Consider the following 26,207-nt stretch of genomic DNA (forward strand, 5'->3'; position numbering starts at 1 on the left):
TTCTAATATGCCCTAACGTGTGATAACAATCTCACCTCCATGTGTTACGCGGGGCTTTCCTGACAGAGAGCTGATGAATTCGAGTACAATTAGCTTTATTTGAAATTTGTTCGTCAACATGAGAAAAATAATAAAACCACCCAATCTAACTACCCTGGCCTACGACAGCATCAAGAAGTACATCCTGGAAGGGAAACTCGACGAGGACGTCCGTCTGACGGAGGAGTTTCTTGCTCAACAATTTGAGATCAGCAAATCCCCTATCCGCGAGGCTCTGAATAGTCTTCAGACAGAGGGGCTGATTCATATCGAACCGAGGCGAGGTGCCTATCTGCGCCGTTACTCTGCCAAGGAAGTTAAGGACCTGTACGATTTAAGAGAGGTCCTTGAGGTTCACGCCGTCGGGATAGCGGAGTTGAATGCGTCCTTATTCGAAGAGTTATCCGCGAGCATCAAAGAAACTCGCAAGAACCTGAAGGCGAAAAACAAGATTAAGCATATAGAAGAGGATGCTCATTTTCACGGCGCCATTGCACGCGCTACGGGAAACGCCGAGCTTTGCCGCGTTCTGGAGAATGTTCAGCATCAGATCTGGCTCTGCCGGTGCAAGACCTACGACCTATCCTCAAGTACAGCTCCCAAGGCCCATCAGGCCATTCTGGATGCCTTGCAAGCGAAGAATCGCAAAGTTGCTCAAGCCGCCATGCGGGAGCATATAGCTCTTGTCCGTGACCGGCTACTTGAGTTTATGGAGTATTAGAAGTCCGGGGAGATCAGAGTATTTCCGCACAGGCTGCGGGTGCCCCATCTTCGCGGTGCGAAACGTAGTTGAGCACCAGCTAAGGTGGGGTAAGCTGAGGCTTCCATATCGGTAACCGAGCGATGCTTTGAAAATCAGATCTGTTCGGCTACCGGTATTGATACTTTGTGTGTCTCCCCTTAACTCGCTTCGCTCGTGAAGAGGGGGTACCCGTGCGTTCGTTGTAGGGTCAATTCCTCCGGATATCGATACCGTAATATCCATCTATGTACCTGTTGGCTAGGAGCTTCAATGAACAATCAGGATTAGCGGAAGATGGGCATTCCCCCGGACGAGTTGTTGTTGCCGTAGTCCAAGTCAAAGCCGAGTTGGAGCTTGGCCGCTTCGGACATTAGTCCAGGGTTCCAAGGCGGATCGAAGACTACTTCGACATGTGTCTCGTTTACTTCAGGCAATTGCGAGATGCGTTGTTCGATATCAGCTTTAAGTACGTCTCCCATGCCGCAGCCGGGCGCAGTCATCGACATCTTTATCTCGACTTTTTTGCCCCCCTCTTCGCGAGGAGTAATAACGCAGGAATAGATCAAGCCCAGGTCGACTATATTGACAGGAATCTCCGGATCGTAGACGGTCTTTAGGATGTCCCAGACCAACTGTTCGCTGAACGGGACATCCGGCTTCTTTTCTGCTACGGCGGTAGTTTCTATTCCCAGGGCATCGGCATCTTTGACATCGATACGGTACATACCGTATCCATCGGTTGTGATGGAATAACCGGTGCCTGAGGATTGCGTGATCCTGGCCATGCTGCCCTTCGCCAAAATGCGAGGGACACCGCTGGGGATCTCAATTGCAGGGCAGTCCCTTTTCAGCTCGACAGATTCATTTGTAACCATAAACACATCCTGTCTGAGGACGTCCCTCAATCTATTCCGTCGAAATAGCTTCTTGCTTTTCTTCCAATGCGGCCTTCAATGTATGCCAAGCCAAGGTCGCGCATTTTACTCTTGCGGGAAACTCGCAAACACCGGAAAAGACTGCGAGCTTACCCATTTCGGTTGGATCGGGAGTTTCTCCCTTAGCCTCGGCAGTGACCATTTCATGAAATCGCTGAAAGAGCTCCTCGACTTCTTCTTTGGTTTTGCCCTTTACACTCTGGGTCATCATGGATGCCGAAGCTTTGGAGATTGCGCAGCCCGCGCCCTGAAAGCCGATGTCGCGGATCGAGTTTCCGTCCATTTGCACATCAATCGAGAAGCGGTCGCCGCAGAGCGGATTGTAACCCTCTGCATGATGATTGGCCTCCGGCAGCGGATGATAATTTCGCGGCGCCTTGCTATGTTCCAGGATGACTTCCTGATAGAGATCCCGCAGATCAGCCATTAGCTCAGGACCTCCTTTACTCTCTCAATTCCGCGAACCAGCAAATCGATCTCTTCCTTTGTGTTGTAGAGCCCGAAGGAGGCCCTCGCCGTTGCGGGAACTCCGAAGTATTCCATCACGGGTTGTGCGCAGTGATGTCCGGTACGAATTGCAATACCTTCCTGATCGAGGATGGTTCCAATGTCATGCGGATGGATGTCTTCGATGACAAAGGATAAAACCCCCATCTTTTCACTCGCTGTGCCAATAAGCCTGATTCCCGGAATATCGGAAACTATATCGGTTGCATAGGTGAGGAGGTCATGCTCATGAGCTGCGATCCGATCCATTCCTAAGCTGTTGAGATAATCGAGAGCAGCGCCCAGAGCGATGACTCCGCTAATGTCCGGTGTACCGGCCTCGAACTTATGTGGAAGTTTGTTGTAGATAGTCTTTTCGAAGGTGACAGAGCTGATCATGTCTCCTCCGCCCTGGTACGGAGGCATCTCTTCCAATAGGTGTGCCTTCCCGTAGAGGGCTCCGATACCTGTAGGACCATAGGCCTTATGTCCTGAGAAGGTGTAGAAGTCACAATCCAGATCCTGTACATCGACCGGCAGATGTGGAGCTGCCTGTGCTCCATCGACGAGTATCGGAATGTTTCGTGAGTGAGCGAGAGCAACAAGCTGCTTCACCGGATTGGTGGTTCCCAGCGCATTCGAGACGTGGGTCACACAGACAAGCTTCGTCTTCGGTCCCAATAACTTTTCGAATTCTTCGAGGATCAGCTCTCCACGTTCGTTGATAGGCGCAACCTGCAGCCTGGCTCCCTTTTCTTCACAAAGAATCTGCCAGGGAACGATATTGGAGTGGTGTTCCATGGCGGTGATCAGCACCTCGTCCTGCGCGCCAACGTGCACGCGTCCGTAGGTCTGAGCAACAAGGTTGATAGCCTCGGTGGTACCGCGAACGAAAACAATCTCTCTCAGTTCCTTGGCATTGAGGAACTTCTGAACTTTCTTGCGTGCCGCCTCATAGTCTTCCGTCGCTTTGGCCGAAAGATAGTGAACGCCACGATGGATATTGGCATTCTCGTGTTCATAGTACTGGACGAGTCGGTCGATAACGGTGCGTGGTTTTTGCGCGGTCGCGGCGTTGTCCAGATAGACGAGCCGGTGACCATTGACTCTCTCCTGGAGAATCGGGAAGTCGCGACGTACCTTCTCCAAATCGAAGCGGAGGGAGGGAGAAACTGTGCGATGCAAGACTTCATCCTGCGAGGGTGGCAACTTGACGGAAGTAGCACTCATTCTGTTTCCTCCCACCTGCGTCCTTGATCTTGCATTTGATTCTTCTTTGGAGCTGTGTGTTTTGATGCCAGGGAAGAAAGATAGTTCTGGACGAGGTGCTCCAGATATTCCCTAGCCGCTGTATCGGAGATGCGCTCCAGGCATTCGCCTGCAAAGGCCATGAGCAGAAGGTTCCGCGCCGAGATTTCATCGATGCCGCGCGATTGCAGATAAAACAAAGCATTCTCTTCAATCTGTCCGATGGTCGCGCCATGTGTGCACTTTACGTCGTCGGCATAGATTTCGAGCTGCGGCTTGGTGTCGATCTGTGCCTCGTCGGAGAGCAGTAGATTTCGGTTTGTCTGTTTGGCATCGGTCTTCTGTGCATCCTTATGTACAACGATGCGTCCGTGAAAGACTCCGTGCGATTGCGAGTCAAGGATACCGTTATAAAACTGACGACTACTGCAGTGCGGACTGGCATGTTCCACATACATGTAGTTGTCGAGATGCTGCTGCCGGTCTCCGATAAAGAGGCCATTGATCAGACACTCGGCTCCCTCTCCGGCAAGAACCGGATGCACGTTATTACGAACCAGACCTCCGCCGAGAAGCAGGGAATGAGAGGCTACGTTCGCGCTCCGGCCGATCTGCATGCGCAGAGTCGAGATGTTTGTGGTTTGAAGGTGTTCTCGCTCGATGAGTACGTGCGAGACGGTTGCATTCTCATCGACGATCAGCTCGGTAGCGGCATTTGAAAAGATAGGCGTTTCGACGCCAAGCGATGCGTAGTCCTCAAGAATCGATACCTGAGCTTCCTTTTCGACAACAATCAGGTTGCGAGGATTCGTCATTGTGGGTTCATCTTCCGGAACAGAGAGGAAGAGCAGATGAATCGGTCCCTGCAGCACTGTGCCACGCCCGATGTAGACGTAGGCGCCATCTTCTGCGAACGCGGTGTTGAGCGCGCAGAAGGGATCGCGATAGATGTCGAGAAAGCGGCCGAAACGGGTTCCAACCGTCTCCGGATGCTGTTCTATCTCTTCCTTTAGACCCGCGACGGTAACACCTTTCGGTAGCTCACCAATGGTCGAGAGATCTTTTGCAAAGCGGCCATTGATGAAGACCAGTTGCGCTGCCACTCCGGGAACACGCAGTTCCTCGATGTTCACCGAGGGGGGCAGGGTACCGGTACTGCCAGCCAGTCGGAAGGGAGTCCGTACCAATTTTGAGAGATTGGTAAAGCGCCAATCTTCGTCGTGAGTTGTAGGAAATCCAACTGCACAGAAACGAGCAAAAGCATCGGCACGCAACCTCTTGAGCCATGATGGAGTATAGGCGGCGGCCTGCTGTTCGAATTTCGTGAAGCTATCCAGATAGCCTTCAATCTGGGCAAGTGCTGTTGTCACGTCCTAATCTCCCCTCAGGCAGAAACGCGAGCTTCCTGCGGCTCGTGCTCTGTCCATCCGTAACCCTTCTCTTCCAATTCAAGCGCCAGTTCCGGGCCACCGGAGCGGACAATCTTGCCATCGACCAGAACATGAACAAAGTCGGGGACGATGTAATTCAACAAGCGCTGGTAATGTGTAACGACCAGCATGGCCCGTTCGGGCGAACGCATGGAGCTGACGCCGTTAGCGACGATGCGCAACGCGTCGATATCCAGACCGGAGTCGGTTTCGTCGAGAATGGCTAGCTTCGGATCGAGCAGTGCCATCTGCAGAATTTCATTCCGCTTCTTCTCTCCTCCGGAAAAGCCTTCGTTAACCGAACGGTTTATGAGCTTTTCGTCCATCTCCAGCAGCTTCAGCTTCTCGCGGAAGAGCGGAAGGAAATCCATAGCATCCATCTCCTCCAGACCGCGATATTTACGAATTGCATTCATGGCCGAGCGTAGGAAGTAGGTATTACCGATCCCGGGAATCTCAACCGGATATTGAAAAGCCAGGAAAACGCCTTCGCAGGCTGCCTCTTCAGGCTTCATCTCCAGCAGATCTTTGCCGTTGAAGAGGATCGAACCATTAGTTACGTGGTAAGCGTCGCGTCGAGACAGAACCTGGGCAAGCGTGCTCTTTCCCGAGCCGTTTGGGCCCATGATGGAATGTACTTCGCCTGCATTCACCGTCAGGTCGATACCTTTCAGGATCTCGTGCCCATCAATCTCAACGTGTAGATTTTTGATTTCAAGCAAGCTCATCTGTTACCAATCTCCTTGCGCCGTCGTTAACCGACGCTGCCTTCCAGGCTTACGCCCAATAATTTCTGCGCTTCGACAGCGAACTCCATCGGCAGTTCGCGGAATACCTGCTTGCAAAAGCCATTCACGATCATCGAGACGGCGTCTTCCAGCTTGAGTCCACGTTGTTGCAGATAGAAGAGCTGATCCTCGCCAATCTTTGACGTTGAAGCTTCATGCTCCATGCGTGCCGTGGAATTTTTTACTTCGATGTAAGGAAAGGTATGCGCGCCGCACTTGTCGCCGATCAGCAGGGAATCGCACTGCGTATAATTCCGGGCACCGGTGGCGCCCCTCTGGATCTTGACCATGCCGCGATACGTGTTCTGGCCATGACCGGCAGAGATACCCTTCGAAACGATGGTGCTGCGGGTGTTCTTGCCGATGTGGATCATCTTCGTGCCGGTATCGGCCTGCTGATAGTTATTGGTCAGCGCGACCGAGTAGAACTCCCCGACAGAATTGTCACCTTGCAGAATGCAGCTTGGATACTTCCAGGTGATAGCCGATCCTGTTTCCACCTGCGTCCAGGAGATCTTTGAATTAACTCCCGCGCATTTGCCACGCTTGGTGACAAAGTTGTAGATGCCGCCCCGGCCTTCCTTATCGCCGGGATACCAATTCTGAACGGTCGAATATTTGATCTGCGCATTATCGAGAGCCACAAGCTCGACAACCGCGGCATGCAGTTGATTCTCGTCGCGAATCGGAGCCGTGCAGCCCTCCAGATAGCTGACATAGGAGCCTTCATCGGCCACAATCAATGTGCGCTCAAATTGACCCGTTTCGGCGGCGTTGATGCGGAAGTAGGTCGAAAGCTCCAGCGGACAGCGCACGCCCTTCGGCACGTAGACAAAGGAACCGTCCGTGAAAACAGCTGCATTCAGAGCCGCGAAGAAATTGTCTGTGTGAGGAACTACCGAACCCAGATATTTCCGCACCAGTTCGGGATACTTTTGAACGGCTTCGGAGAAGGAACAAAAGAGGATGCCCATCTCCGCAAGCTTCCCTTTAAAGGTCGTTGCTACCGAGACGCTATCGAAGACCGCGTCGACGGCAACTCCGGCCAGAAGCTTCTGCTCGGCAAGTGGAATACCGAGCTTCTCGTACGTCCGTAGAATCTCCGGATCGAGTTCGTCAAGGCTCTCCAGCTTAGGCCGCTGCTTTGGCGCGGAGTAATAGGTAATGTTCTGATAGTCGATAGGGTTGTAATGGATCTTCGCCCACTTCGGCTCAGCCTGGGCCTTCTCTAGAGAAGCCCAATGACGATAGGCTTTGAGCCTCCATTCCAACATGAATTCAGGTTCTTGCTTCTTTTCCGAGATCAGGCGAACGATGTCTTCGTTCAGGCCCTTAGGAATTCGTTCCTCTTCCACCTCAGTGATAAAGCCCCACTGGTAATCCTGCTCCGCCAGGTCGCGAATTGCTTGGACATCTGAACTCATGAAGATCTCCCGACCAAATGATCTGAATTGCAGAATCTGCTGATTCTTCGGTCATTTCGTCAATATACGACTAATTTAGTCGTATATTGACTACTCCAGTCTACAGCTGAAAGACCAGCGATTCAAGTGCTTGTATTTACGGAGTCGGTAAGTCTTTACCCATGAGAGGGATGAAGGAATTTACCTCGTTCGGCGAATTCCTTCATACATGAACCAATTAGAGATGGATTAAGGCATTCCCGAAATACTGTGAACTTTCGAAGTAAGGTGAAGAGCGGCTTTCTTTCCACCCCAGCAAACCAAAGGCAGGTTTGCTAGGGCCCCGGGTCTTTAGCGGAAAGCCGCACCAACTTCCATGCTTCGGTCTACAGCTGTTCGGGAAATGCCTAACGAAGTCCTCCTGCAATGACCAGCGTTTCTCCTGTAATCCAAGCCGAATCATTGGATGCGAAGAAGACTGCTGCCGGTGCAATATCCTCGGGTGTTCCGATGCGGCCGAGAGGAGTCCGGGATTCGACTTGTTGGCGGATTTCTCCTTCGTGGAAACCTGCGGCACGAACACCTTCCGTTACCACCATGCCGGGATTGATTGCGTTGACGCGGATCTTGCGAGGGCCGAGTTCCGCAGCGAGCGTATGGGTGATAGTGTCGACTGCCCCTTTGGTAGCGCTGTAGACGGAGGCAGTGGGAAACGCTGAAGTACTCGCTAGCGAGCTGATATTGACGATGCTTCCTCCCTCACCATCAAAGTACTTTGCCGCTGCCTTTGAGGCGAGAATCAGACCCAGGACATTCAGGTCGAAGTGCTTGTGATAGTGTTCCTCGGTAATACCTTCCAGCGGAGAGAATTCATAAATGCCTGCATTGTTGATGAGGATGTCAATTTTTCCGAAGGCCTTTTTCGCTTCTGCAAACAGAGGCTCTACTTCGGCGGCATTTGCCAGGTTGGCTTTTACAGCAATTGCCTTTCCGCCTTTGGCTGTGATTGCACTTACGACGCGGTCTGCATCCTCTTTGCTGGAGGCGTAGTTGACGACAACAGCCGCTCCTTCGGCGGCTAGCTGCTTAGCAATTTCTGCACCAATACCTTTTGATGCTCCTGTAACAACGGCAACTTTATTCTCAAGTTTTCCCATGATCCTCACCTCGATTGTTCTTCGACTGTGCTCCAATATTTTGATAAACATCGAAATATTGAGACAGCGTAAAGATGTGAAGGACAAAGGTGCGGATGCACAAATTCTTCTGTGGAAAATACTTCGAGCGTGCTCAAAGTGGCGGTAAGTTAGCACCGCTGGGGCGAAGTGCTAATTCTTCTTCGCTTCAGTTCCAGCTGGAGAAGTGCGCGTTGATTGAATTCCGCTTCCCTGGCGCACGTAATTGATGTGATCTACTGCAAGGTTAGTCAACTCTTCTTTGCTTCCATCCTGCCAAAGGACTTCGGCACGGTCGATGCGATCCTTGTTTCCAATGCCGAAATGGATTCGCAGGTCGTTTTGCGATAAGTAGCTGCCTCCGCTGAGCACTTCTCCCAACTGAATGGTGTCGCCTGTAGTCAACCGAATACGCGCGTTCAGTGCCAGGCGATTGCCGCGAGTGCCTTCGAGTTGGAATTCAATCCAATGATTTTTAGGACCGACTTCCGTACGCAGGATCATTGGACCGCCGACCAGATTTTCGACTACGGCAACCAGATGTCCATCGTTGAAGAGGTCTCCCATAGCAAGACCACGGCTTACCTGCGGAACTTGCACTGCCTCACCTATACGACGGCTCACATTTAGGAAGTTTCCATTTCGCTGATTAAGAAAAAGGAGCTTGGGCTGAAGAAAGCGCGCAGCTGTGTGCGCATTATCTACCTGCGGGTAGACATGGCCATTGACCACCAGAAAATCGGGCCATCCGGAGTTAGAGAAATCGACGAAGGCGTTTCCCCATCCCACGTATCCTTGTGTGCCACGTGCGATGCCCGAGGCAATGGAGACGTCTGTAAATCCCATGTTGCCATCATTACGATCGAGAACGGCATATTCGCTGTCAAAATGAGAAATGGCAATGCTCATCCGCCCCGTGTGCAGATAGTCACCAATAGCAACACCCATATTTGCTTGTTCCAGGCCATCTTCATTTGTTGCTACGCCGGAGAGAAGAGCGACATCTTCGAATTTTCCCGACCCATCTCCTTGGTAGAGATAGTTAGAGCCACCATCGTTTGCTACGATCAGATCGAGCTTGCCATCGTTATTGAAATCCGACCAGACGGCCGTCAGACCAAAGCGATGCTCCGTGTTATCTACACCTGCCTGTGCTGTTACATCGGTGAATGTGCCGTTGCGATTGTTATGGTAGAGCCTGTAAGGTGATCCCTTCATGCCGCGAGGGCCGCACTGCACATCCTGGCCAAGATATTTGCAGGACTTTCCGGAACCGAAGGAGGGTAAATGCTCCAGATCGAATTGAACATAGGCGGCAACAAAGAGATCGGGCCATCCGTCACCGTCATAGTCTCCAAAGCTGGCTCCACTCGTCCATCGATTATCGTTGCCGAGACCTGCCTCGCGTGTTGTCTCAGAGAACGTACCGTTACCGTTATTGCGGTACAGCACAACTCCCTTAAGGCATGTTACCAAGAGGTCTTGCAGACCATCGTTGTTATAGTCTCCAACCGAAGCGCCCATGGCCCAGCAAGGATAGCCGACACCTGCCTTATCGGTAACATCGGTAAAGCTGCCGTTGTGGTTGTTATGAAAGAGTGCGCTGCGTGCTTTCTTGCCTTGAAGGGCCATTTCGACGCTTGGAGCGTTGGTGAAGTAAATATCCAGCCATCCATCGTTATCGTAGTCAAGCAAGGCGACACCGCCGCTCATCGATTCGGCGATGTATCGTGCTTCGGGTGCTGACTGGTGTTCGAAATGGATTCCAGTGCTTGCGGTTATATCTACGAGGCGAGGATAATTCTCAAGCGGGGAGGTGAGCTTATTCTCTTCCGCTGCTTTCTCCTTTTCAGCTTGGGAAAGCGGCATAGATGTTCCCATCTGAGCAAAGCAGTCGGGTGCGAACTGCGCGAGAGCAACAATCAGGAATGCGAAGTATGGAAAGAATTTCGCGCGCGGGCCCCGATTATGGAACGGGAGTCGCATCCTCATCGTAGTAGCGGCTTTCTCGCTCTCCCCATTTCGAACATAACCATCAGCCAGTGAAAGTGCGACCTCACTCTGAATGCTCTCGTACTAGCCTTCGAGCTTCCTTTTACTGGATGATGCAGGAAAGTCTGAGGCAGTGCAGCCGGACTGAAGGCGTATTCATGAGGAACAGATTCTGAAGCCAGACCTTTTTACCGATGCGGCAATCGATTGTCAAGGTTATTTGCGCAATACAAGTTCCAGCTTGGCAGATGAGAAAGCAACAGTAATTCGTGCAAAATTACTACGCTGATATGTTGGCAGCTATTCCGGGCAATCGGTCAAAAATGCAATGTGGGGAAAAGGGGTGTGTCCTTCGGCAGAAACACACCCCGATTTCTGCTTCTTGCTCAAGGCGAATATTAGAGTCGGCTATAACCTAAATCGTATGGTCCTCAGCGTATAGGTTGGATTGGATATGGTGGGTGTATTAGGAACGGAGTCCGTCTGATCCTGGGAGTGAGTTCTCCTTTTGCCTTGCTGATGTGAACATCGAAACCAGTGCCGGGCAGCAGTGCATGGAGAATAAAGGTCGTGATGTTGCCGGTATGGATTTCGCTGTAGCGGTACACCCCGGACTCGCCATCACTGGTTTCATGCCCGGCTGTAGCCATATTCAGGAATCGTTGTGCATCCGAAGCAGTAGCTGGAGTGTTTACAAAGTCTGTAGAGGTTAATACTTCGGCGGCATACGAACGAATGAGTTTTGTCCAGTACTTGTCCAGCATCTCTGAATCTGCAAAGATGTCCGCCCAAATGATCTCTCCATGCACGGCCGCTACTACACCAACCGCGTGCTCCTGGCGGAGCTTCGCCAAAATCTGTTCGCGTGAAGCTAATAGTTTCTGGCCTGCCTCATCCACCTTTTGTCCAACCTCTTCTTGTTGCATAGCCTTCGCATAGGAAGTGGACTTTGCCGCAGGTGAAGAGTTCATAGGCGCGGATGCAGCAGACATGCGATCAATCGCCCCTCCAACGGCTGCCCAAACCTGTTGCTGATCTTGCGCAACCATGGCCTTTTGCCTCACCGCTGGCTGAACCATGAAGCTGGTTCCGGGCTTGCCCGCCGCTCCAAATTGCTGCGAAGTAGCCACCCATCTTCCCGGCTCAATGCAGAAGACGGAGAGATCGATAGGTTCACTCTTCGGCGGAACAATACGGTCTTTCGAAATCACCCGGTCTTGTTTACCGCCTGTGACAATCTCACCCGCAAGCAGGATCAGCGGCTTCGACGAGTTGTTAATCAGCACGAGACGATTGACTTCATCTCCTTGCCGCGGTCCAGGCCATATCTCCGGATGACGATTTCTGACTAGTCCTTGTACACGTCCAGCTTCGGTGACGACAACCTGCCCGCTGTTTAGTCCTTCATCGAGCGTGATGTATGACCAACCGGTTCCTTTACTATTGGCGCTACGCACGACAGGGAAGATTGTGAGATCTCCGCTTTCAATTGGAGAAAGGACTCGAAACGAATTTGCTTTGTCGGTGTCTATCTCTCCAGCGGGAAGAAAGGCAGAATTTATAAGTACTGCGAGAAGAATCACCAATGCGCCAAAAATAGAAAGAGTAATCTGCTTTAAGCCTCGATCGTGCACGATGCTGCTCCTTTCGGCGCCGTTGGAGAAATTTCTCCAAAGCGCTTGCTGACCTTAGAACGGAGCACTGTATATTTCTTGCAGGAATTTTTTCTGATTTAGGACGATTGTTGTGGAGACCTCTGAAACAGAACGAAGCGCCGTATCTCCTGAGGTGGAGAAGACGATTCGGAGTCTATGGGAGACGAGCCCAGCCGCACGGTTTGGCCTCTCTCATGAGCAATTCAGAGAAATTCTGCTTGAAATAGGTAGTGCCCATCGTTGGGGTGTGACGGGGGGCGTACAGGAACAGCAGACTGCAACGGCGAAAGAACAGATCACCTTTCTTCTTCTTTTGAAGCATGACGATCTGGTGTTGGCGAGGGCTTGCGCTTGGGGAAACGAGAAGGCCTGGGAGCTGTTTCTTTCGAACTACCGTGAGTTGCTGTATACCGCTGCTTACGCGATCACTAAGCAGGACGCAGCAGGGCGGGAGCTTGCCGACTCGCTCTATGCCGAACTCTTTGGAACTGCAGCTGTCGACGGAGTCAGGAAGTCGAAGCTCAGTTCCTATACGGGCAGGGGTTCTCTCGCCGGATGGCTCCGTAGCGTGCTGGCTCAGCGTTTTATCGACGACTACCGCAGGACAAGGCGCACGGTCAGTCTGGAGGAGCATGAAACCGAGTTGGTTGCGGCTCTCCATACTGCGGAAGCAATCGATGCTCTCGATGGCATCCCGTTAAAAAAGATAGGGGAAAGCATTGGTCGGGTACTTCAGACGATGAAGGCCGAAGAAAGCTTTCTCTTGCAGGCTTATTATTTAGATCAGAGAAATATGGCCGAGATTGCGCGACTGCTCGGAGTTCATGAGTCGACGATCAGCCGTAAGCTTGGTCACGTCGCCAAAGATTTAAAGAAGCGCTTACTGAAGCAGTTGCAAGCGGACGGCTTTAGCCGCAGAGAAGCCGAAGAGGCTCTTGGCACGGATGTTCGCGATCTGGACGTGGATGTACGAAAGTTTTTGCAAGCTGCACGACAAACATCGTTCCAAGAGATAGGGACCGTAGTGGAGGAGAAACATTGATGGATGCCGAGAAGAGAATCGCCTCTCATCCCGATGAGAACCTCCTTGTCGCTTTTGCCGAACAGGCTGTGACGGTACAGGAGAGACAGACCGTATTGGAGCACCTGGCCGCGTGTCCCCGTTGTCGGGAGGTGGTCTTCCTTATGCAGGAGTCCACTCCGCCCGTTTCCGTGCAGACTGCCGAACAACAGGTGGCTAATGTATCACGCATCTGGAAAAGACCACTCATCTGGGGATATTGTGCAGGGCTTGTTGCGCTGTTTGCCGTAAGCGTTTCGGTATTGCGCATAGGCGCCAAGCATCCTGACGTGACAGCTCCTCAAGTAGCTGCCGTAACTCCGTCCCCTAAAGTTGCACCTGCACCGGCTCCTGCCCTGCAGCAGGACAAAGTAGTTGCGGAGGCGGAGGGTGCAAAACCCAAACCGGTAGCTTCTGCTTCGGTTCATAAAGTGTTGTCTCCGGAAACGAAGGCTGCTTTACCTGCTCTGCCGCAGCCGATGCCGGAGAGGAAGGCCGCTCTATCCGGATTATTGGAAAATGCCACTCCAGAGGTGCCTGTCGCTGCTGCTCCCTCTGCAGTTTCTGTTGCAGGAGGACTTGTGGCGGATAGATCTCTGGATGAGGTGAGTCCTGAGGTCCGGAAGAGGTTTGCCGCAGCACCGTCTCCTGTGATGGCAGGGAGTGCTGCCTCCTTTTCTCCCAGCAGTGTCGTGAGTGTGAATGGGAAGCCAGCTCTTGCCCGTTCGGTCTCTCTGGCAATGTCAAAGGCTGTTTTTCGTGTTCAGAATGGCAAGGTGCTTCGCTGTCTGGGAGATAATTGCACCGAAAGACCTCTGCCTGAGATGCAGGAGGCTACCTCGGTCGTGTCGCGGAAGAATGTTGCCTTGGCTCTTGGTAAATCCGGAAATCTGTTTATGAGTAACAATGGCGGCGACAGTTGGCAGATAGTCCCGAATCAATGGGCCGGTCAAGCTCACGAGCTTCAGATCTTAGGAGAAAAGGCTCTTCCTCAAGATCAGAACCTTTCCAATACGTTGGTTACTCTTGATCCATCAACATCAACATCAAGATCTACGCAACAAGTACTTTCGAATATTCCGCGCCCGACATTGATGGTTCCTGTCTTTGCACTGAGAAACGAAAAGGGCGAAACCTGGCAAAGCCTGGACTTTGGAAAGACCTGGCAACGCAGCGAAAAGAAATAAATGTACCGCCGGTCTCCAGGCCGGGGTCCCCGGCATGCGCGGTTTTCGCGTGCTGGGGTGGAGGACCGGCTGTCGTGTGGGCGTCCTCGCCCACACAGGCGATGCAGCATTTGAGCAGGAAACTTCGCATTGATATCCGGCTTCCCAGGTGGAGGGCCTGGAGTCCGGCGGTACATCATGAAGCGCGGCGCAGGGGGAAGATCTCCATCAGTTCCTGGGGCGGTATGACTTCAAGTTGTGCGTAGGTGCAGTCTTGCGGATTCTTGTCCAGGCGCCATCTGCGGAACTGGGACATGTGCCGGAAGCGGCCACTCTGCATGTGTTCGTAAGCAACTTCGACCACGAGTTCTGTGCGCAGTGGTTCCCAGGAGAGATCTTTTCCTTGACTCCAGCGGCTTTGGCCTCCCGGCATCCGCTGATCTGCGCCGCTGTCTTCGTCATCGAGCTCTTTCCAATTCTTCCAGGGATGATTCTCGAGAGCATTCTTGCGATAGGGTTCAAGATACTCGACCAGCTCTAGACGCTTCTTTAGCGGAAAGCTGGCACAAACACCGACATGCTGCAGCATTCCCGAATCATCGTAAAGCCCAAGCAGAAGGGAGCCGATGGCCGGTCGCTCTTCTTTGCGGTACCAGCGGAAACCGGCAACAACGCAATCGCAGTCGCGTTCATGTTTGATCTTAAACATTACTCGTTTGTCGGGTTCATAGATTCCTGTCGACGATTTTGCTATCACTCCATCAAATCCTGCGCCTTCAAAGCGACGGAACCAGTCCTTGGCGATGTCGGTTCGATCGGTTGCAGGCGTAATATGGAGAGGAGGTTTTGCTGTCGCAAAGATCGTCTCTAACCGGGTACGACGAGCAAGGAAAGACTCTTCGCGTAGATCTTTGTCTCCTTCGCAGAGAAGATCAAAGAAGACGATCGAGGCTGGGGTCTGCTGCGCCAGAAGCCTGATGCGGGACGCGGCAGGATGAATGCGCAACTGTAGTGCGTCGAAATCCAGTGAGCCGTTCTTCGCGATTACAACCTCGCCATCAAGGACACAGCGTTCCGGTAGCTGAACCCGAAGCGACTCGATCAGTTCGGGGAAGTAGCGGTTCAGCGATTTTTTGTCCCGGCTTTGAATGAGTACCTCATCTTCATCGCGAAAGATGAGGGCGCGAAAGCCATCCCATTTCGGCTCGTAGATCCAGGTTTCTCCTACGGGAATTTCGCTGACTCGTTTAGCGAGCATTGGCAGAAGGGGCGGATTAACAGGAAGGTCCACGGGAATACTTCCGAGTGAGATATTTCGTCCATGGGGGCAGCCCCCTAAACTCGGATGCAGGAAGAGGCGGATTCTACTGTCCGGAGACCTTGATTCGTAGCCAGCACTGGACTCATTCGGGTTGTCCAGCTATGACGGGACCTTTGTTCTGCTTCTTTTCGCTTTGTCGCGTGGCGATGGGGAAGCTTCGGCTTTCTTTCTCTTGGTTGTTTGCTGCTTGGCCTGCTGTTGAGTCCGGTACCCGTTGACAATTGCAGCGAGCAGACCGGGGAAGCGCTTATCGACTTCGGCACAACGCGAAATGTTGTGCATCTCAACCCCGCGACGCTCGCTGTGGATCAGGCCTGCCTCGCGAAGCGCGTTGAAGTGTTGCGACAGGGTCGATTTTGGAATATCCCTCTCTCGCACCTGAAGAAAGTTCGAGCAATTGCGCGGACAATCCGATCCGACGATCTCGACAAAGATAGCCACTCGCACCGGATCGCTGAGTGCGTGCAAAATGGCTTCGACGGTAACGTCTTCAATCGATGGATGAAAGAGTGGACGCATAATGTTTCATCATAACCGGACTTGACAAATAGTTCCATAGTTCATAAATTCAGAACAATTGAACGAAATCCCGAAAGAGGAACTCCCCATGTCGAAGAAGCTCGAAGGAAAGATTGCGCTGGTTACCGGCGGAACAACCGGAATCGGATTAGCTACAGCGAAACGTTTTGTAACGGAAGGCGCGAAAGTAATCATAACCGGTCGACGGAAAGAAGTGCTGGACGCAGCGGTCAAAGAGATTGGGTCTAGCGCCAGTGGCATCCAGGCTGATGCTGGAAACCTTGCCGATCTCGATAAGCTCTACGCGGAGATTAAGAAGCAGTATGGGCGCATCGACGTTCTCTTTGCAAATGCCGGTGGAGGCGAGTTTGCGACGCTCGAACAAGCTACCGAAGAGCATTTCGATAAAACCTTTAATACGAATGTGAAGGGTGTCTTCTTTACAGTTCAGAAGGCCCTGCCTCTTATCCCGAATGGAGGAACCATCGTTTTGAATGCTTCGATCGTTTCGATTAAAGGCATGCCGGCGTTTGGTGTTTACAACGCTACCAAAGCCGCTGTGCGTTCTTTTGCACGGACGTGGACAAGTGAGTTGAAGGATCGCCAGATTCGAGTGAACGTAGTCAGTCCGGGACCTATCGACACCCCGGCAATCACAGGCCTGGTCAAGACGGAAGAAGAAGCCAAGAAATTCAAGGCGGATATGGCTGCTCAAGTTCCATTGGGACGTGTCGGCGAGCCGGATGAGATCGCCAAAGTCGTTGTATTCCTGTCGTCGGATGATTCCAGCTATGTGGCTGGTGTTGAACTCTTTGTCGATGGCGGAATGGTACAGGTCTAGGAAGTCCTGGAAAGATAATCGTCGTAGTTTCCATTGCGGGTGCACCACCTTAACTAGCTTCGCTCGTGAAGGCGGGCACCCGATATCTCTGTAGTTCGGAGTTTCTTCATTTACCGAGCTTGTAAGTGAAAAAATCTTGAACACAATCAGAATCTTAAAGGCGAACTGGCTTTTGCTGTGTGTCAAGCCTGCGCCGGAGCAGCCGACCCGCGATAGATGAAACGGGAGCCCGGATTTCGATGATTGACCATGGCGCTTTGTTCGAAGGATGGCAAAGGGTGAAGGTTGCGGCAATCACGTTTGCATCTCGATAAGTTACGGATAGAGGGTGGAGTCTCGCGTTCTATCTGTTTGTTTTCTCTCCCGTTAGGGAGCGTACGAGAATAGCCCAGGATGAAGCGAAGCGGAATCCTGGGTTGGTCGATAGGAAAAGAAGGCCCGTCCCGGAGGGCCGGGACGAAGCTCCGTCCCTCGTGAATGGTGATCGTAGTCCCCAGTAAGCCCATTGTCTGTTTTGAAATTCCGTCAGATGGTCTTAAGACGGTTTGTGTCGACAAGACACAATGAAATAGCGAAGACCAATAGGTGTGCGTTACTCGGTACTCGTTTCATAGCTGCGAAGCTGGTCTTCGCCCCGGCCCTCCGGGACGGGTATCTTTCTTATGCGACGTTACCCAGGATTCCGCTTGCTTACGCTTCGCTCCGTCCTGGGCTATTTTCGATTTCTCCCTACGGGAGAAAGTCTGGAGGGTACGGACCGGGCAGATCGGTAACACTTTAAACCGGGGACATAGGTAACACTTTTCGTTCGGACATCGAGAGCATGTAAAAAGCAAGAATGCCCTGGAAAGTGAGCGATGTTTTGGACGAAAGGATCCGATTTGTAGTGGATTACGAGCGCGGTTTTCACACGATGGCGGAGCTGTGTGGGGAGTATGGAATAGCGCGCAAGACTGGCTATATCTGGGTACAACGCTATGCCGAGCAAGGAGTGGAGGGGCTGCAGGACCGTCCTCGTGCACCACGGTGGCACCCGAAGCAAACCCCAGAGGAAATAGAAGAAAAGCTGCTGGTCTTGCGTGGACAGCATCCACGCTGGGGACCTAAAAAGCTGCGTGGTTACCTGGAGCAAAGGCAACCGGAGCTGCCGTGGCCTGCACTGAGCACCATAGGGGAGCTATTAAAGCGAGAAGGACTGACGATCCAGCAACGGCGGCGGCGGCACGCTCCCCCATACACGCAACCGATTCAGGAAGCCATTCAACCAAACCGGGTTTGGTGTGCTGACTTCAAGGGATGGTTCCGTACCGGCGATGGAGATCGGATTGATCCGCTGACCCTAACCGATGCTTGCAGTCGGTATCTGTTGCGTTGTCAAACGGTGGAGCGGACCAACACCAAGTATGTGCGAGCTATTTTTGAGGCAGCATTCCGGGAATACGGATTACCGAGGGTTCTGCACACCGACAATGGAGCGCCCTTCGGCAGTTGTGGACTGGCGGGCCTTACTCAGCTCTCCGTGTATTTGATCAAGCTGGGAATTATGCCAGAGCGAAGTCGCCCGGGACATCCCCAGGACAACGGTAGACATGAACGCATGCATCGCACCTTGAAAGCGGAAACAGCCCGCCCACCGGCAGCCAATCGCAGAGCGCAGCAACGCGCCTTTGATCGTTTTCGACAAGAGTACAACGAAGAACGCCCGCATGAAGCACTCGGGCAAAAGACTCCATCTTCCTGTTATCGGGTTTCGGAGCGAGAATATCCACGCCGCCTGCCTGAACCGGAGTACGACAGTAGCTGGCAAGTACGCCGAGTGAAGAGGCAAGGTGATTTTTCCTGGAAACATCAGCCTGTCTATCTGACTTACTCGTTAGCCGGCGAGGACGTAGGTCTGGAACCGATTGACGATCGTTATTGGCTTGTCCACTTTGGCACACTTCCGATCGGTCGCTTTGACAGCTACGACTTGCGTGTACACGCTCTGCCCCGCACACGACGTACGCTGGCGAAAAACTAAGAGCTATGGAAATGACGAGACAGAGGAAGAGTGGAAAAGCAAAAAACAGCTTTTTCACTCTTCCTCTGCCTCTTGGAAATCTCGCCAAATGCGGGCGAGATTCCCCCAATTCCCACAGCTCCGACGGCGGCTGCTATTATCTTCTCGGAAACAATAATCATCAAAGTCCGGACTTGAATGTGTTACCAATCTGCCCGGTTCAATGTGTTACCTATGTCCCCGTTCGCACAGGAGGCTCTACATTGTTCGAGCTGGTAATTGTAGGAAATCCTGAAGATAGCCAGAATCTCAAAGACGAATTAGCTCTTGTTAGCTGTTAGTTCTGCATCGGAGCAGACGACCGATTTCGATATTTCTTATTAGCGTAGGGCTGGTCTTCAGGCTTGCCGAAAGCTCTCTTTTTTTGTGGGGAGTGGAACATTCTCGGTAACAAGTGCTCGCGCAGCCATGCCTCGCGCTACATTTGTTACCGAAAATGTCTATCTACTCTTATAAGAATTGGCTGCGGATGGCCTGAAGGCCATCCCTGACACACAGCCATAAAACAAGCTGAACCACGGGTATTGCCGATCTGACTTCTCTTATTTTTTCTTCCTCTAAATGTAGAAAGTCCGGTTACCAAGACCGCAAGATTTATTTTCTATTTCGAAGATTCATAAATAATCGGAGCCAGAGGAATTTGCTTTTCCTGAAGTAACAGGCGGATACGTTTTGCAATTTCATCTCGTGTGCTTCTGACGTTTTCTATGCCCTGTCCATTTGGATCGGGAAGGGGCCAATCCTGGCGTTCCAGTCCCGGTACATAAGGACACTCTTCTCCGCATCCCATCGTGATTAGCATTTCAGCTCCGGAGGCTAGCTCTGCTGTGAGCTTTTGTGGCTTTGCCTGTGAGAGATCGATGCCTAACTCCTGCATCGCATCGACGACGACCGGATGCACGGCATTTCCCGGTTGTGTGCCTGCCGAGATTGCGCGCGCATAGTTTGGATCTGCAAGCTGATTGAAAAATGCCGCAGACATCTGCGAACGGCCGGCATTGTGAATGCAGGCAAAGATAAAAGTACGCATATAAATCCTCAATCTCGAAGGTTGCTTCGTCTACTTACATCCGCAACGGCTGGTTGCGTTATTCGTATTATCAGAGGAACAGCATGAATCCGGTACATCCGTAATTGCTTCTGTGGCGGTCAGGAAACGTTCTGCTGTTTCGATGACCTTGCGGTGCGGTGCCGATTTTACAGAGAGCCCTACATTGACCGCAGTTCGAATGTCTTCTTTGGAAACGCCGAGTTTCCGGGCTTTATCAAAGTGAAATTTGAAGCAGGGCTCACAATTGGCAGCCATCGCAGCACTGATGGCTGCAAGCTCGATGACCGGCGGTGTCATGAGTCTTAGGTCCGTATTGGTTGTCGCGGAAGAGGAAGCCGATCGGACGTATATCGGATATCCGGAACAGAGGGAGCCTTCGAACTCCGTTGTCGAGCGGATGCCTTCCGGCACCTGATCTGTCGCGATCCGTACATAGCCGCGCCGTTCGGCCCAAGCTCCAATCGTTTTGGTTCTCAGGAATACAGGCTGCTGGCTTGCTTCCTTCTCCGCTTGTTCCATAAGGAGTCTTGCTACTCCACGGCCCTGCGCGGACGAGGTGACCACAAGAGAGCGCAGCACCACGGCTCCCGAGCCTTCTTCTATGGCGATGTGGCCGAGAATCGTCCCGCCTTCTTCAGCAACCCAGCCCTTGGTACGTTCGAGTCCTTTTGAAGGGAGTTCCACAGTTGCCAGCAATGCCCGGACAGACTCCAGATCTTCCGTCTTTCTTTCTCGTATATTCATCGTGCCTCCATTGAAGTACTTCGCTTTGTTGGCGTGACCTCCGTCTCTCGGGGCGATGAGACTTGACCTCTATTTACAGCAAGAAGAGTTGCAACAGGATTTTTCTGCGCCTGGTTTGAGCGCGTAAACCTTCACGCTCGCAGCGTACTTGTTCACGTCGTAGCGCGACAATAAGTCTTCCAATGCTTTATTGGGGTCAGCTGGTGCAGAGCTGCAGCACGAATTCGAGGCGATAGGGAATTGCGAAGAACTATCCATGGCCGGAGAGCAGCAACTCGACTGATTTTTTACCTTGGAATAGGCATTCAGATCCTTGCCGCTATCAACGATCTCTACGTACTGGAATCCGGCCTTTATCAACTCCGTGCGGTAATCTTCGATATGAATAGCTCCCGCAACACAGCCAACATAAGCTGCAATGCTGGAGGAAACCTCTTCCGGCAGATCCGCCTTAAGAGCGATATCGCTGACGGCAAGTCTACCGCCGGGTTTGAGCACCCGGAAGATTTCGCGGAATACTGCTGGCTTATCCGGCGCAAGATTCAGTACACAGTTGCTAATGATGCAATCGACCGAGTTTTCGGGCAGCGGGATCTTGTCGATTGTCGATAGATGAAATTCGACGTTGGTATATCCGCCTGTCTTGGCGTTAGTCTTCGCCCGCTCGACCATCTCCGGAGTCATATCGATGCCGATAGCGCGGCCCTCGGCTCCGACTTTTTGCGAGGCGAGAAAGACGTCCAGTCCACCGCCTGAACCAAGATCTACGACGACCTCTCCCGGTTTGAGGTGGGCAGTTGCGGTTGGATTTCCGCAGGAGAGTCCCATGTTTGCCTCGGCGGGAATAGAGGTCAACTCCTCGGTTGTGTAGCCAAAGGCCTCTGCAACGGCTCTTACTCCTGCATTGTCATTCGATAACGTACTCTCCGCTACTGCTCCGTATTTCGCTTTTACCGTGTCCAGTAACTGCTCTGTCATGGCGCTTTCCTTTCCAGAACATATTCGTTAAGGCGACTATATGCTTGACTGACACATTCGTCAATGCGAATATATATGCATGGGCGGAAAATCGGGATTTGATCTGGAGCAGTTCTTTCAGGCTCTTGGCGATAAGACCAGGCTTCGATTGCTGAATCTGATGGGGGACCGGGAGATCTGTGTGTGCTATTTCGTAGAGATTCTCGGCAGTCCTCAGCCCAAGATCTCGCGCCATCTTGCGTACCTGCGTCGGGCCGGAATAGTGGAGGCGCGGCGGGAGGGGAAGTGGATGCACTATCGCATCGTCATGCCTCCTCATCCGGGTGCCGCTCAGATTCTTCAGCAGACCTTGGCTACCTTAAAGGAAGAAAAGGCCATGCAGGTCGATCGAAATCGGTTGGAGAAGGCTTGCTGTGCTCCGAAAAAGACGCCGACGCTTGAAAGTGCTCCGACGCCTGTCCAGCTTGAACCCTCCTGCTGCGATTAGCTTCGAAGGCTGTTTGCCTGCCCCCTTTGTACCGCCGGACTCCAGGCCGGCTGTCGTGGAGGGTCTCCAGGCCCTCCACCTGGGAAGACGCATATTACCATCAAGCTTCCTGTTCCAACGCTATTCTCCATGTGTGGGCGAGGACGCCCACACGACAGCCGGCCTGGAGTCCGGCGGTACTCTTGACATTGTTCCGAGCTTTCCATTTGCTCATACGTACGTGATGCTGTATACCCATGGCCAGCATTTCTGGGGAAACTCTCGTAATCATCCTGGTATGACCATCCATATACCTTGTCCCGGATAGTGGCCCTTCCGAGGGCATCCCAGCCAGAGTGCCTCCTCATCTGAGCTAGCCGGATCACCAATATTTCGAACCGAAAGAATTCTGAAACACTTTGGGCAATCCGGGGATAAACCCCCTGATGCGCAGTATCTACGCGGTTAATCGCATGGCATTGAGACGATTGCCGCAATGGATGATAATGGACAGTGGTAGGAAGAGACGCGTGGCTACCGAATTTGGTGTCTCTCAACGTTTCCTCTGTTTGACTCGCCTCAGCGGCATTCTGGCTTGAATGATTACCCAGGACTGGAAACTAGATTATGGAGTTATGGTCGGAGTACGAGGGAAGAACGATTGCAGGAAGCTTCCCGCTGAAAAAACTTTTGCAGCCAGAGGGGCGCAGTGCCTTCTTTTCTACTGTCAATAGCAAAGGCGTCCCTACTGTAATACGACTCATCGAGTCTCATTACGACGAAGAAGAGATTCTTGCCCGCTGGCGTGAGGTGGAAGGGCTAAACCATCCCAATTTGCTGAAGCTGGAACAGTATGGCCAGATTGTTCTGGACGATACGCCCGTCGTTTACGCGGTAATGGAACCGGTAGATGCTAATCTCAGCGAGGTTCTTCACCAGCAGCGGTTGACCTTGCCCGATGCAAAGCAGCTGTTCGAAAGCGGCCTGTCGGCTTTATCCGCACTGCATTCGCATGGATTTATCCATGAACATGTTGAAGCTGCCAACGTTTTTGCTGTCGGCGAAGTTGTAAAGTTGCGTAGCGATTGCATTCGGACGATTCCCCAGGAGCAGGATGGCGCTACTTTGAAACGCCACGATTTCCAGGATCTCTCCGTGCTGCTGCTACAGGCGTTGACTCAGCAAAAGACACTGGAGACTGCTGCTCGCAACCTTCCTTTGCCCGCTCCGTTCGACGAGATTATTCGACACGGTATCAGTGGTGTATGGGGAGAGATGGAGCTTACCGCTGCGTTGAAGGCTGTCGATCGTCCGGTTGAGCCTCCAGCGCCGGCTCCTTCACCTGCGCCCGTGGCCGTTCCGGCGCCGTCGCGTTCTGCGGCTGCTCCAGCGCCTGCCGTTTCCGCCAAGCGTCCTTCGGGCCCGGTTGTGGTGAAACAACAGTCGAAATCGATACCTCAATCGCGGCAGATTCGCCGTCCAGTTGAAGACGAAGGCGACGATCAGAGGCCCATGCCAATTCCTCGGTTTGGGGCTGGGCGTCCCGGAACCGGGATGCTAATTTTGATTGGACTGGCGGTGATCTTCGTCTTGTGGTTTGGCTGGCACCAGATGCATGGCGGATCGCCGGATCAGAACAACTCTTCTCAGGTTTCTTCCAACCCTGCGCCCTCGGGCGACAGTAGTGCTCCTAAGCCTTCAGCGGGAACACCCCATGGCTCCTCCTCGAGGCAGCCCGCGGCTCAGCCTGCTCCGGAATCTGCTCCCGCACCGGCTACTGCGGCACCTTCGGGTACGGGCGACTGGCGTGTGGTGGCTTACACCTACAACATGGAGGAGAACGCCAAGAAGAAGTCTGAAACCATCGCCACGAAACATCCTGAGTTACATCCCCAGGTATTTTCTCCCACAGGACATACTCCTTATCTGGTGACGATTGGTGGCGCGATGAGCCGGGATGAAGCTTACGCTTTAGCTAGTAAGGCTCGGCAGCTTGGCATGCCGCGTGACACGTATGCTCAGAATTACACTTCGGCGGGCCGGTAATACCGGATGATTCATCTTTGAGCAAAAGGTGAATTGATATTAGAGGAACGCTCGGATGCCTCATCTTCACTTCTCTTGTGAAGATGAGGCATCCGTTTTCATACTGCCCGGTTGTATTTACGAAGTTCCCTTCCACCGTATCCCAACAGTGGATGAAAGCTCGTTATTTATCGGTACCCATCGAAAAGAGGACTTTAACTTCCGTATTAACTTCCACGGGATTGCCGTTCAGCAGGTAAGGCTGCCAGCGCCAATTCTTGACCGCGTTTAGAGCGGCTATGTCGTAATCATTGCGCAGGCTTTTCCCTACGTGAATACCAACCGGTGTGCCATCCTTCCCGATGGTTACTACGAGGAGCACCATCCCGTCGATCGTGTCATGATTAGCTTTAGCTTCTGCCGGATATACAGGCGTCTCATGGTGCAGAAGCTTTAACTTGTTGTAGTCGACTTTTATTGCATGAGAGGCTGATTGCTGGTCTTGAGGTGTGTTGACATCCATACGCAGTGCTATTGCCGAAGCACAGGCTGCTAAGACAATGAGTGCGCAGGCTGCCAGGACTACTAAGCGCCGGGCTCCTGCTAGTTCTACTCGCTTTCTGGTCAGGCTCATAATTCTCCTTTCAAAATTGTTGGCATCGAAGATTCCAATGGCGTTGAGAGCTGTGATTGGTTGTTGATCGGACATCATCGTCGCCAATCGTAGTAAAGATCGTGCATAACATTCGCGTCCGGAGACAGCTTCCGCTGCCATTGCATCGCATACAAGCTCCCGGGTTTCGGCTATGCGAGCGCGAGTCATCCAAACAAACGGGTGATAAGTCACCGGGAGAGATACAAGGTTATAAAGCAGATTCTTGGCAAAATCCCGACGGCGGATATGCGCAAATTCGTGTGCCAACAGGGCATCCAGCTCTCCCGTGCCTATCCCTTCCAGAAATCGAAAGGGAAGTATCAGGATTGGAGATCTTACTCCGACAGTAATAGGTCCGGGAGCCGTTGGAGAAACTGCAATGTGTGTGGTGTTCGGCAAACCCTGGCTTAGGTAAGCCCATCTCTGCGCCGGTTCTCCTTCCAGGATCACAGGTTCTGCCTGATTCCTGATTGCGCGCGTCTTTACAAATCCCCACACCAATCGGGTGATGAAATAAAGCAAAACAGCAGAATAAGCAATCAGAAACAGCGTCACGATATAAGGCGGAAAGCGAAAGATATTCGTTTCATGGGTGATGATTGGGCCTACGATGACCCTGACTTGGCCTCCCGTTCCAGTGCTACGCGGAAGCAATAGGGACCACAGGGCTTTCCAAGTTGCTCCGGGGTGAGTCTGGCAAGCGGGAAGAATTACTTCGGCCAGCAACGTTGTAACCCAGACACGATGTACAACTTTGGACCCTGCTTTGTCTGCCAGTTTCGCAGCTATCCATGCGGCAAAGAAGATCAGCGGAGCCTGCCAGAGTGAGTTCAACAGGTATTCCAATGTCCATGCTTCGAGAGCTTTCATGCTTCGCCCCCTTCTTCTTCAAGTTGTTTGCTCAGCTCAAGGATTCGTTTGGCATCAATCTGTTTGTTCTTGATGAGGCTCATGACCAGCTCTTCACTTGATCCATTGAACATTCGATTCACGAGATCTAGTACCGCATAACCGGTAGCCTTGGTTTCACTTACAGCCGCGCCGTATTCGTATGCGCGTCCCGATAGCTTCCGCTTCAGTTTGCCTTTGCGACAGAGGATGTTCAGCATCGTTTGCACAGTCGTATAGGCCAAGTCCTGATCGAGGGCGGCCTGTACGTCGACTACCGTGCTCAAGCCTCGCTTCCAGATGACCTGCATGATTTGCAGCTCCAGCTTCGTTAAGGGCGCCTTTTCTCGCGCTGGCATTGGCGCTACCTCCTAAATTGTTAGGAGCATATGCCGCTCTTGCGGCAGTTGTCAACTAACTTTTTAGGAGGTGATGGCAGGGAAATCGGGGGCCTTAACACGTAGTCCATGGCTCATCGAAAAGATTGCCGAGGATGGAGTACCGCCGGACTCCAGGCCGGCTGTCGTGTGGGGGTCCTCGC

Annotated in this window: 23 protein-coding genes; 7 read left to right on the top strand and 16 right to left on the bottom strand. The window is 52.4% G+C overall.

What is annotated here, in order from left to right:
• Positions 1-118: 118 nt before the first annotated feature.
• Positions 119-760 carry a GntR family transcriptional regulator gene (locus tag AC6I7T_RS26285; RefSeq protein WP_497790762.1) on the top strand — a complete coding sequence of 214 codons (642 nt, stop codon included), beginning with the start codon at positions 119-121 and terminating at the stop codon, positions 758-760.
• 305 nt (positions 761-1,065) lie between these two features.
• Here the strand turns inward: AC6I7T_RS26285 and sufT are convergent, their stop codons facing one another.
• The 9 genes from sufT to AC6I7T_RS26330 form a co-directional block, all read right to left on the bottom strand.
• Positions 1,066-1,656, bottom strand: coding sequence for a putative Fe-S cluster assembly protein SufT (sufT, locus tag AC6I7T_RS26290; RefSeq protein WP_497790763.1), 591 nt, complete (start codon positions 1,654-1,656; stop codon positions 1,066-1,068).
• A gap of 31 nt (positions 1,657-1,687) precedes the next feature.
• A complete protein-coding gene (gene sufU / locus AC6I7T_RS26295; RefSeq protein ID WP_497790765.1) occupies positions 1,688-2,143 on the bottom strand; it encodes a Fe-S cluster assembly sulfur transfer protein SufU in 456 nt (151 codons plus the stop codon).
• Complete coding sequence (locus AC6I7T_RS26300) at positions 2,143-3,432, bottom strand: SufS family cysteine desulfurase (RefSeq protein ID WP_497790766.1); 1,290 nt, start codon at positions 3,430-3,432, stop codon at positions 2,143-2,145. The genes sufU and AC6I7T_RS26300 overlap by 1 nt, the downstream gene beginning before the upstream one ends.
• Positions 3,429-4,820: a Fe-S cluster assembly protein SufD gene (gene sufD, locus AC6I7T_RS26305; protein ID WP_497790767.1), complete on the bottom strand. Its 1,392-nt coding sequence runs from the start codon at positions 4,818-4,820 to the stop codon at positions 3,429-3,431. The genes AC6I7T_RS26300 and sufD overlap by 4 nt, the downstream gene beginning before the upstream one ends.
• Before the next feature lie 14 nt (positions 4,821-4,834).
• The gene (gene sufC, locus AC6I7T_RS26310; protein ID WP_497790768.1) at positions 4,835-5,608 is read right to left on the bottom strand and encodes a Fe-S cluster assembly ATPase SufC; all 774 of its coding nucleotides are present in this window, start codon (positions 5,606-5,608) and stop codon (positions 4,835-4,837) included.
• A gap of 26 nt (positions 5,609-5,634) precedes the next feature.
• Positions 5,635-7,092 carry a Fe-S cluster assembly protein SufB gene (gene sufB / locus AC6I7T_RS26315; RefSeq protein WP_497790769.1) on the bottom strand — a complete coding sequence of 486 codons (1,458 nt, stop codon included), beginning with the start codon at positions 7,090-7,092 and terminating at the stop codon, positions 5,635-5,637.
• A gap of 386 nt (positions 7,093-7,478) precedes the next feature.
• Entirely contained in the window at positions 7,479-8,228 is a 750-nt protein-coding gene (locus AC6I7T_RS26320; protein ID WP_497790770.1) for an SDR family NAD(P)-dependent oxidoreductase, read from the bottom strand.
• A gap of 171 nt (positions 8,229-8,399) precedes the next feature.
• Complete coding sequence (locus AC6I7T_RS26325) at positions 8,400-10,115, bottom strand: CRTAC1 family protein (RefSeq protein WP_497790772.1); 1,716 nt, start codon at positions 10,113-10,115, stop codon at positions 8,400-8,402.
• 554 nt (positions 10,116-10,669) lie between these two features.
• A complete protein-coding gene (locus AC6I7T_RS26330; protein ID WP_497790773.1) occupies positions 10,670-11,872 on the bottom strand; it encodes an ARPP-1 family domain-containing protein in 1,203 nt (400 codons plus the stop codon).
• A gap of 112 nt (positions 11,873-11,984) precedes the next feature.
• Here AC6I7T_RS26330 and AC6I7T_RS26335 point away from each other — a divergent pair, with 112 nt between their 5' ends.
• Both AC6I7T_RS26335 and AC6I7T_RS26340 read left to right on the top strand, forming a co-directional pair.
• Complete coding sequence (locus AC6I7T_RS26335) at positions 11,985-12,935, top strand: RNA polymerase sigma factor (protein WP_497790774.1); 951 nt, start codon at positions 11,985-11,987, stop codon at positions 12,933-12,935.
• On the top strand, positions 12,935-14,140 hold the full coding sequence (locus tag AC6I7T_RS26340; RefSeq protein ID WP_497790776.1) for a cupin domain-containing protein: 1,206 nt from the start codon (positions 12,935-12,937) through the stop codon (positions 14,138-14,140). The genes AC6I7T_RS26335 and AC6I7T_RS26340 overlap by 1 nt, the downstream gene beginning before the upstream one ends.
• 175 nt (positions 14,141-14,315) lie before the next feature.
• On the opposite strand, the gene AC6I7T_RS26345 is transcribed toward AC6I7T_RS26340, so the two are convergent.
• Both AC6I7T_RS26345 and AC6I7T_RS26350 read right to left on the bottom strand, forming a co-directional pair.
• Positions 14,316-15,410 (bottom strand): ATP-dependent DNA ligase, encoded by a 1,095-nt coding sequence (locus tag AC6I7T_RS26345; RefSeq protein ID WP_497790777.1) that lies wholly within the window; start codon positions 15,408-15,410, stop codon positions 14,316-14,318.
• A gap of 129 nt (positions 15,411-15,539) precedes the next feature.
• Positions 15,540-15,959, bottom strand: coding sequence for a helix-turn-helix domain-containing protein (locus AC6I7T_RS26350; RefSeq protein ID WP_497790778.1), 420 nt, complete (start codon positions 15,957-15,959; stop codon positions 15,540-15,542).
• Between the two features lie 88 nt (positions 15,960-16,047).
• Between AC6I7T_RS26350 and AC6I7T_RS26355 the strand changes: the two genes are divergently transcribed.
• Positions 16,048-16,800 (top strand): glucose 1-dehydrogenase, encoded by a 753-nt coding sequence (locus AC6I7T_RS26355; protein ID WP_497790779.1) that lies wholly within the window; start codon positions 16,048-16,050, stop codon positions 16,798-16,800.
• Positions 16,801-17,638: 838 nt separating this feature from the next.
• Entirely contained in the window at positions 17,639-18,820 is a 1,182-nt protein-coding gene (locus AC6I7T_RS26360; protein ID WP_497790780.1) for an IS481 family transposase, read from the top strand.
• A gap of 640 nt (positions 18,821-19,460) precedes the next feature.
• Here the strand turns inward: AC6I7T_RS26360 and AC6I7T_RS26365 are convergent.
• From AC6I7T_RS26365 to arsM, 3 genes are all read right to left on the bottom strand, one after another.
• Positions 19,461-19,889 (bottom strand): arsenate-mycothiol transferase ArsC, encoded by a 429-nt coding sequence (locus tag AC6I7T_RS26365; protein WP_497790781.1) that lies wholly within the window; start codon positions 19,887-19,889, stop codon positions 19,461-19,463.
• Between the two features lie 30 nt (positions 19,890-19,919).
• Positions 19,920-20,654 (bottom strand): GNAT family N-acetyltransferase, encoded by a 735-nt coding sequence (locus AC6I7T_RS26370; RefSeq protein WP_497790782.1) that lies wholly within the window; start codon positions 20,652-20,654, stop codon positions 19,920-19,922.
• Positions 20,655-20,723: 69 nt separating this feature from the next.
• Positions 20,724-21,632 carry an arsenite methyltransferase gene (gene arsM, locus AC6I7T_RS26375; protein ID WP_497790783.1) on the bottom strand — a complete coding sequence of 303 codons (909 nt, stop codon included), beginning with the start codon at positions 21,630-21,632 and terminating at the stop codon, positions 20,724-20,726.
• Positions 21,633-21,711: 79 nt separating this feature from the next.
• On the opposite strand from arsM, the gene AC6I7T_RS26380 reads away from it, so the two are divergent.
• The gene (locus AC6I7T_RS26380; RefSeq protein WP_497790784.1) at positions 21,712-22,119 is read left to right on the top strand and encodes an ArsR/SmtB family transcription factor; all 408 of its coding nucleotides are present in this window, start codon (positions 21,712-21,714) and stop codon (positions 22,117-22,119) included.
• A gap of 606 nt (positions 22,120-22,725) precedes the next feature.
• Positions 22,726-24,144 carry an SPOR domain-containing protein gene (locus tag AC6I7T_RS26385; protein WP_497790785.1) on the top strand — a complete coding sequence of 473 codons (1,419 nt, stop codon included), beginning with the start codon at positions 22,726-22,728 and terminating at the stop codon, positions 24,142-24,144.
• 163 nt (positions 24,145-24,307) lie between these two features.
• On the opposite strand, the gene AC6I7T_RS26390 is transcribed toward AC6I7T_RS26385, so the two are convergent.
• Together AC6I7T_RS26390 and AC6I7T_RS26395 are read right to left on the bottom strand one after the other, a co-directional pair.
• Complete coding sequence (locus AC6I7T_RS26390) at positions 24,308-25,648, bottom strand: M56 family metallopeptidase (protein ID WP_497790786.1); 1,341 nt, start codon at positions 25,646-25,648, stop codon at positions 24,308-24,310.
• A complete protein-coding gene (locus tag AC6I7T_RS26395; protein WP_497790787.1) occupies positions 25,645-26,025 on the bottom strand; it encodes a BlaI/MecI/CopY family transcriptional regulator in 381 nt (126 codons plus the stop codon). Before AC6I7T_RS26395 ends, AC6I7T_RS26390 begins: the two co-directional genes overlap by 4 nt.
• Between the last annotated feature and the right edge of the window lie 182 nt (positions 26,026-26,207).

The organism is Humiphilus diazotrophicus, assembly GCF_059726315.1.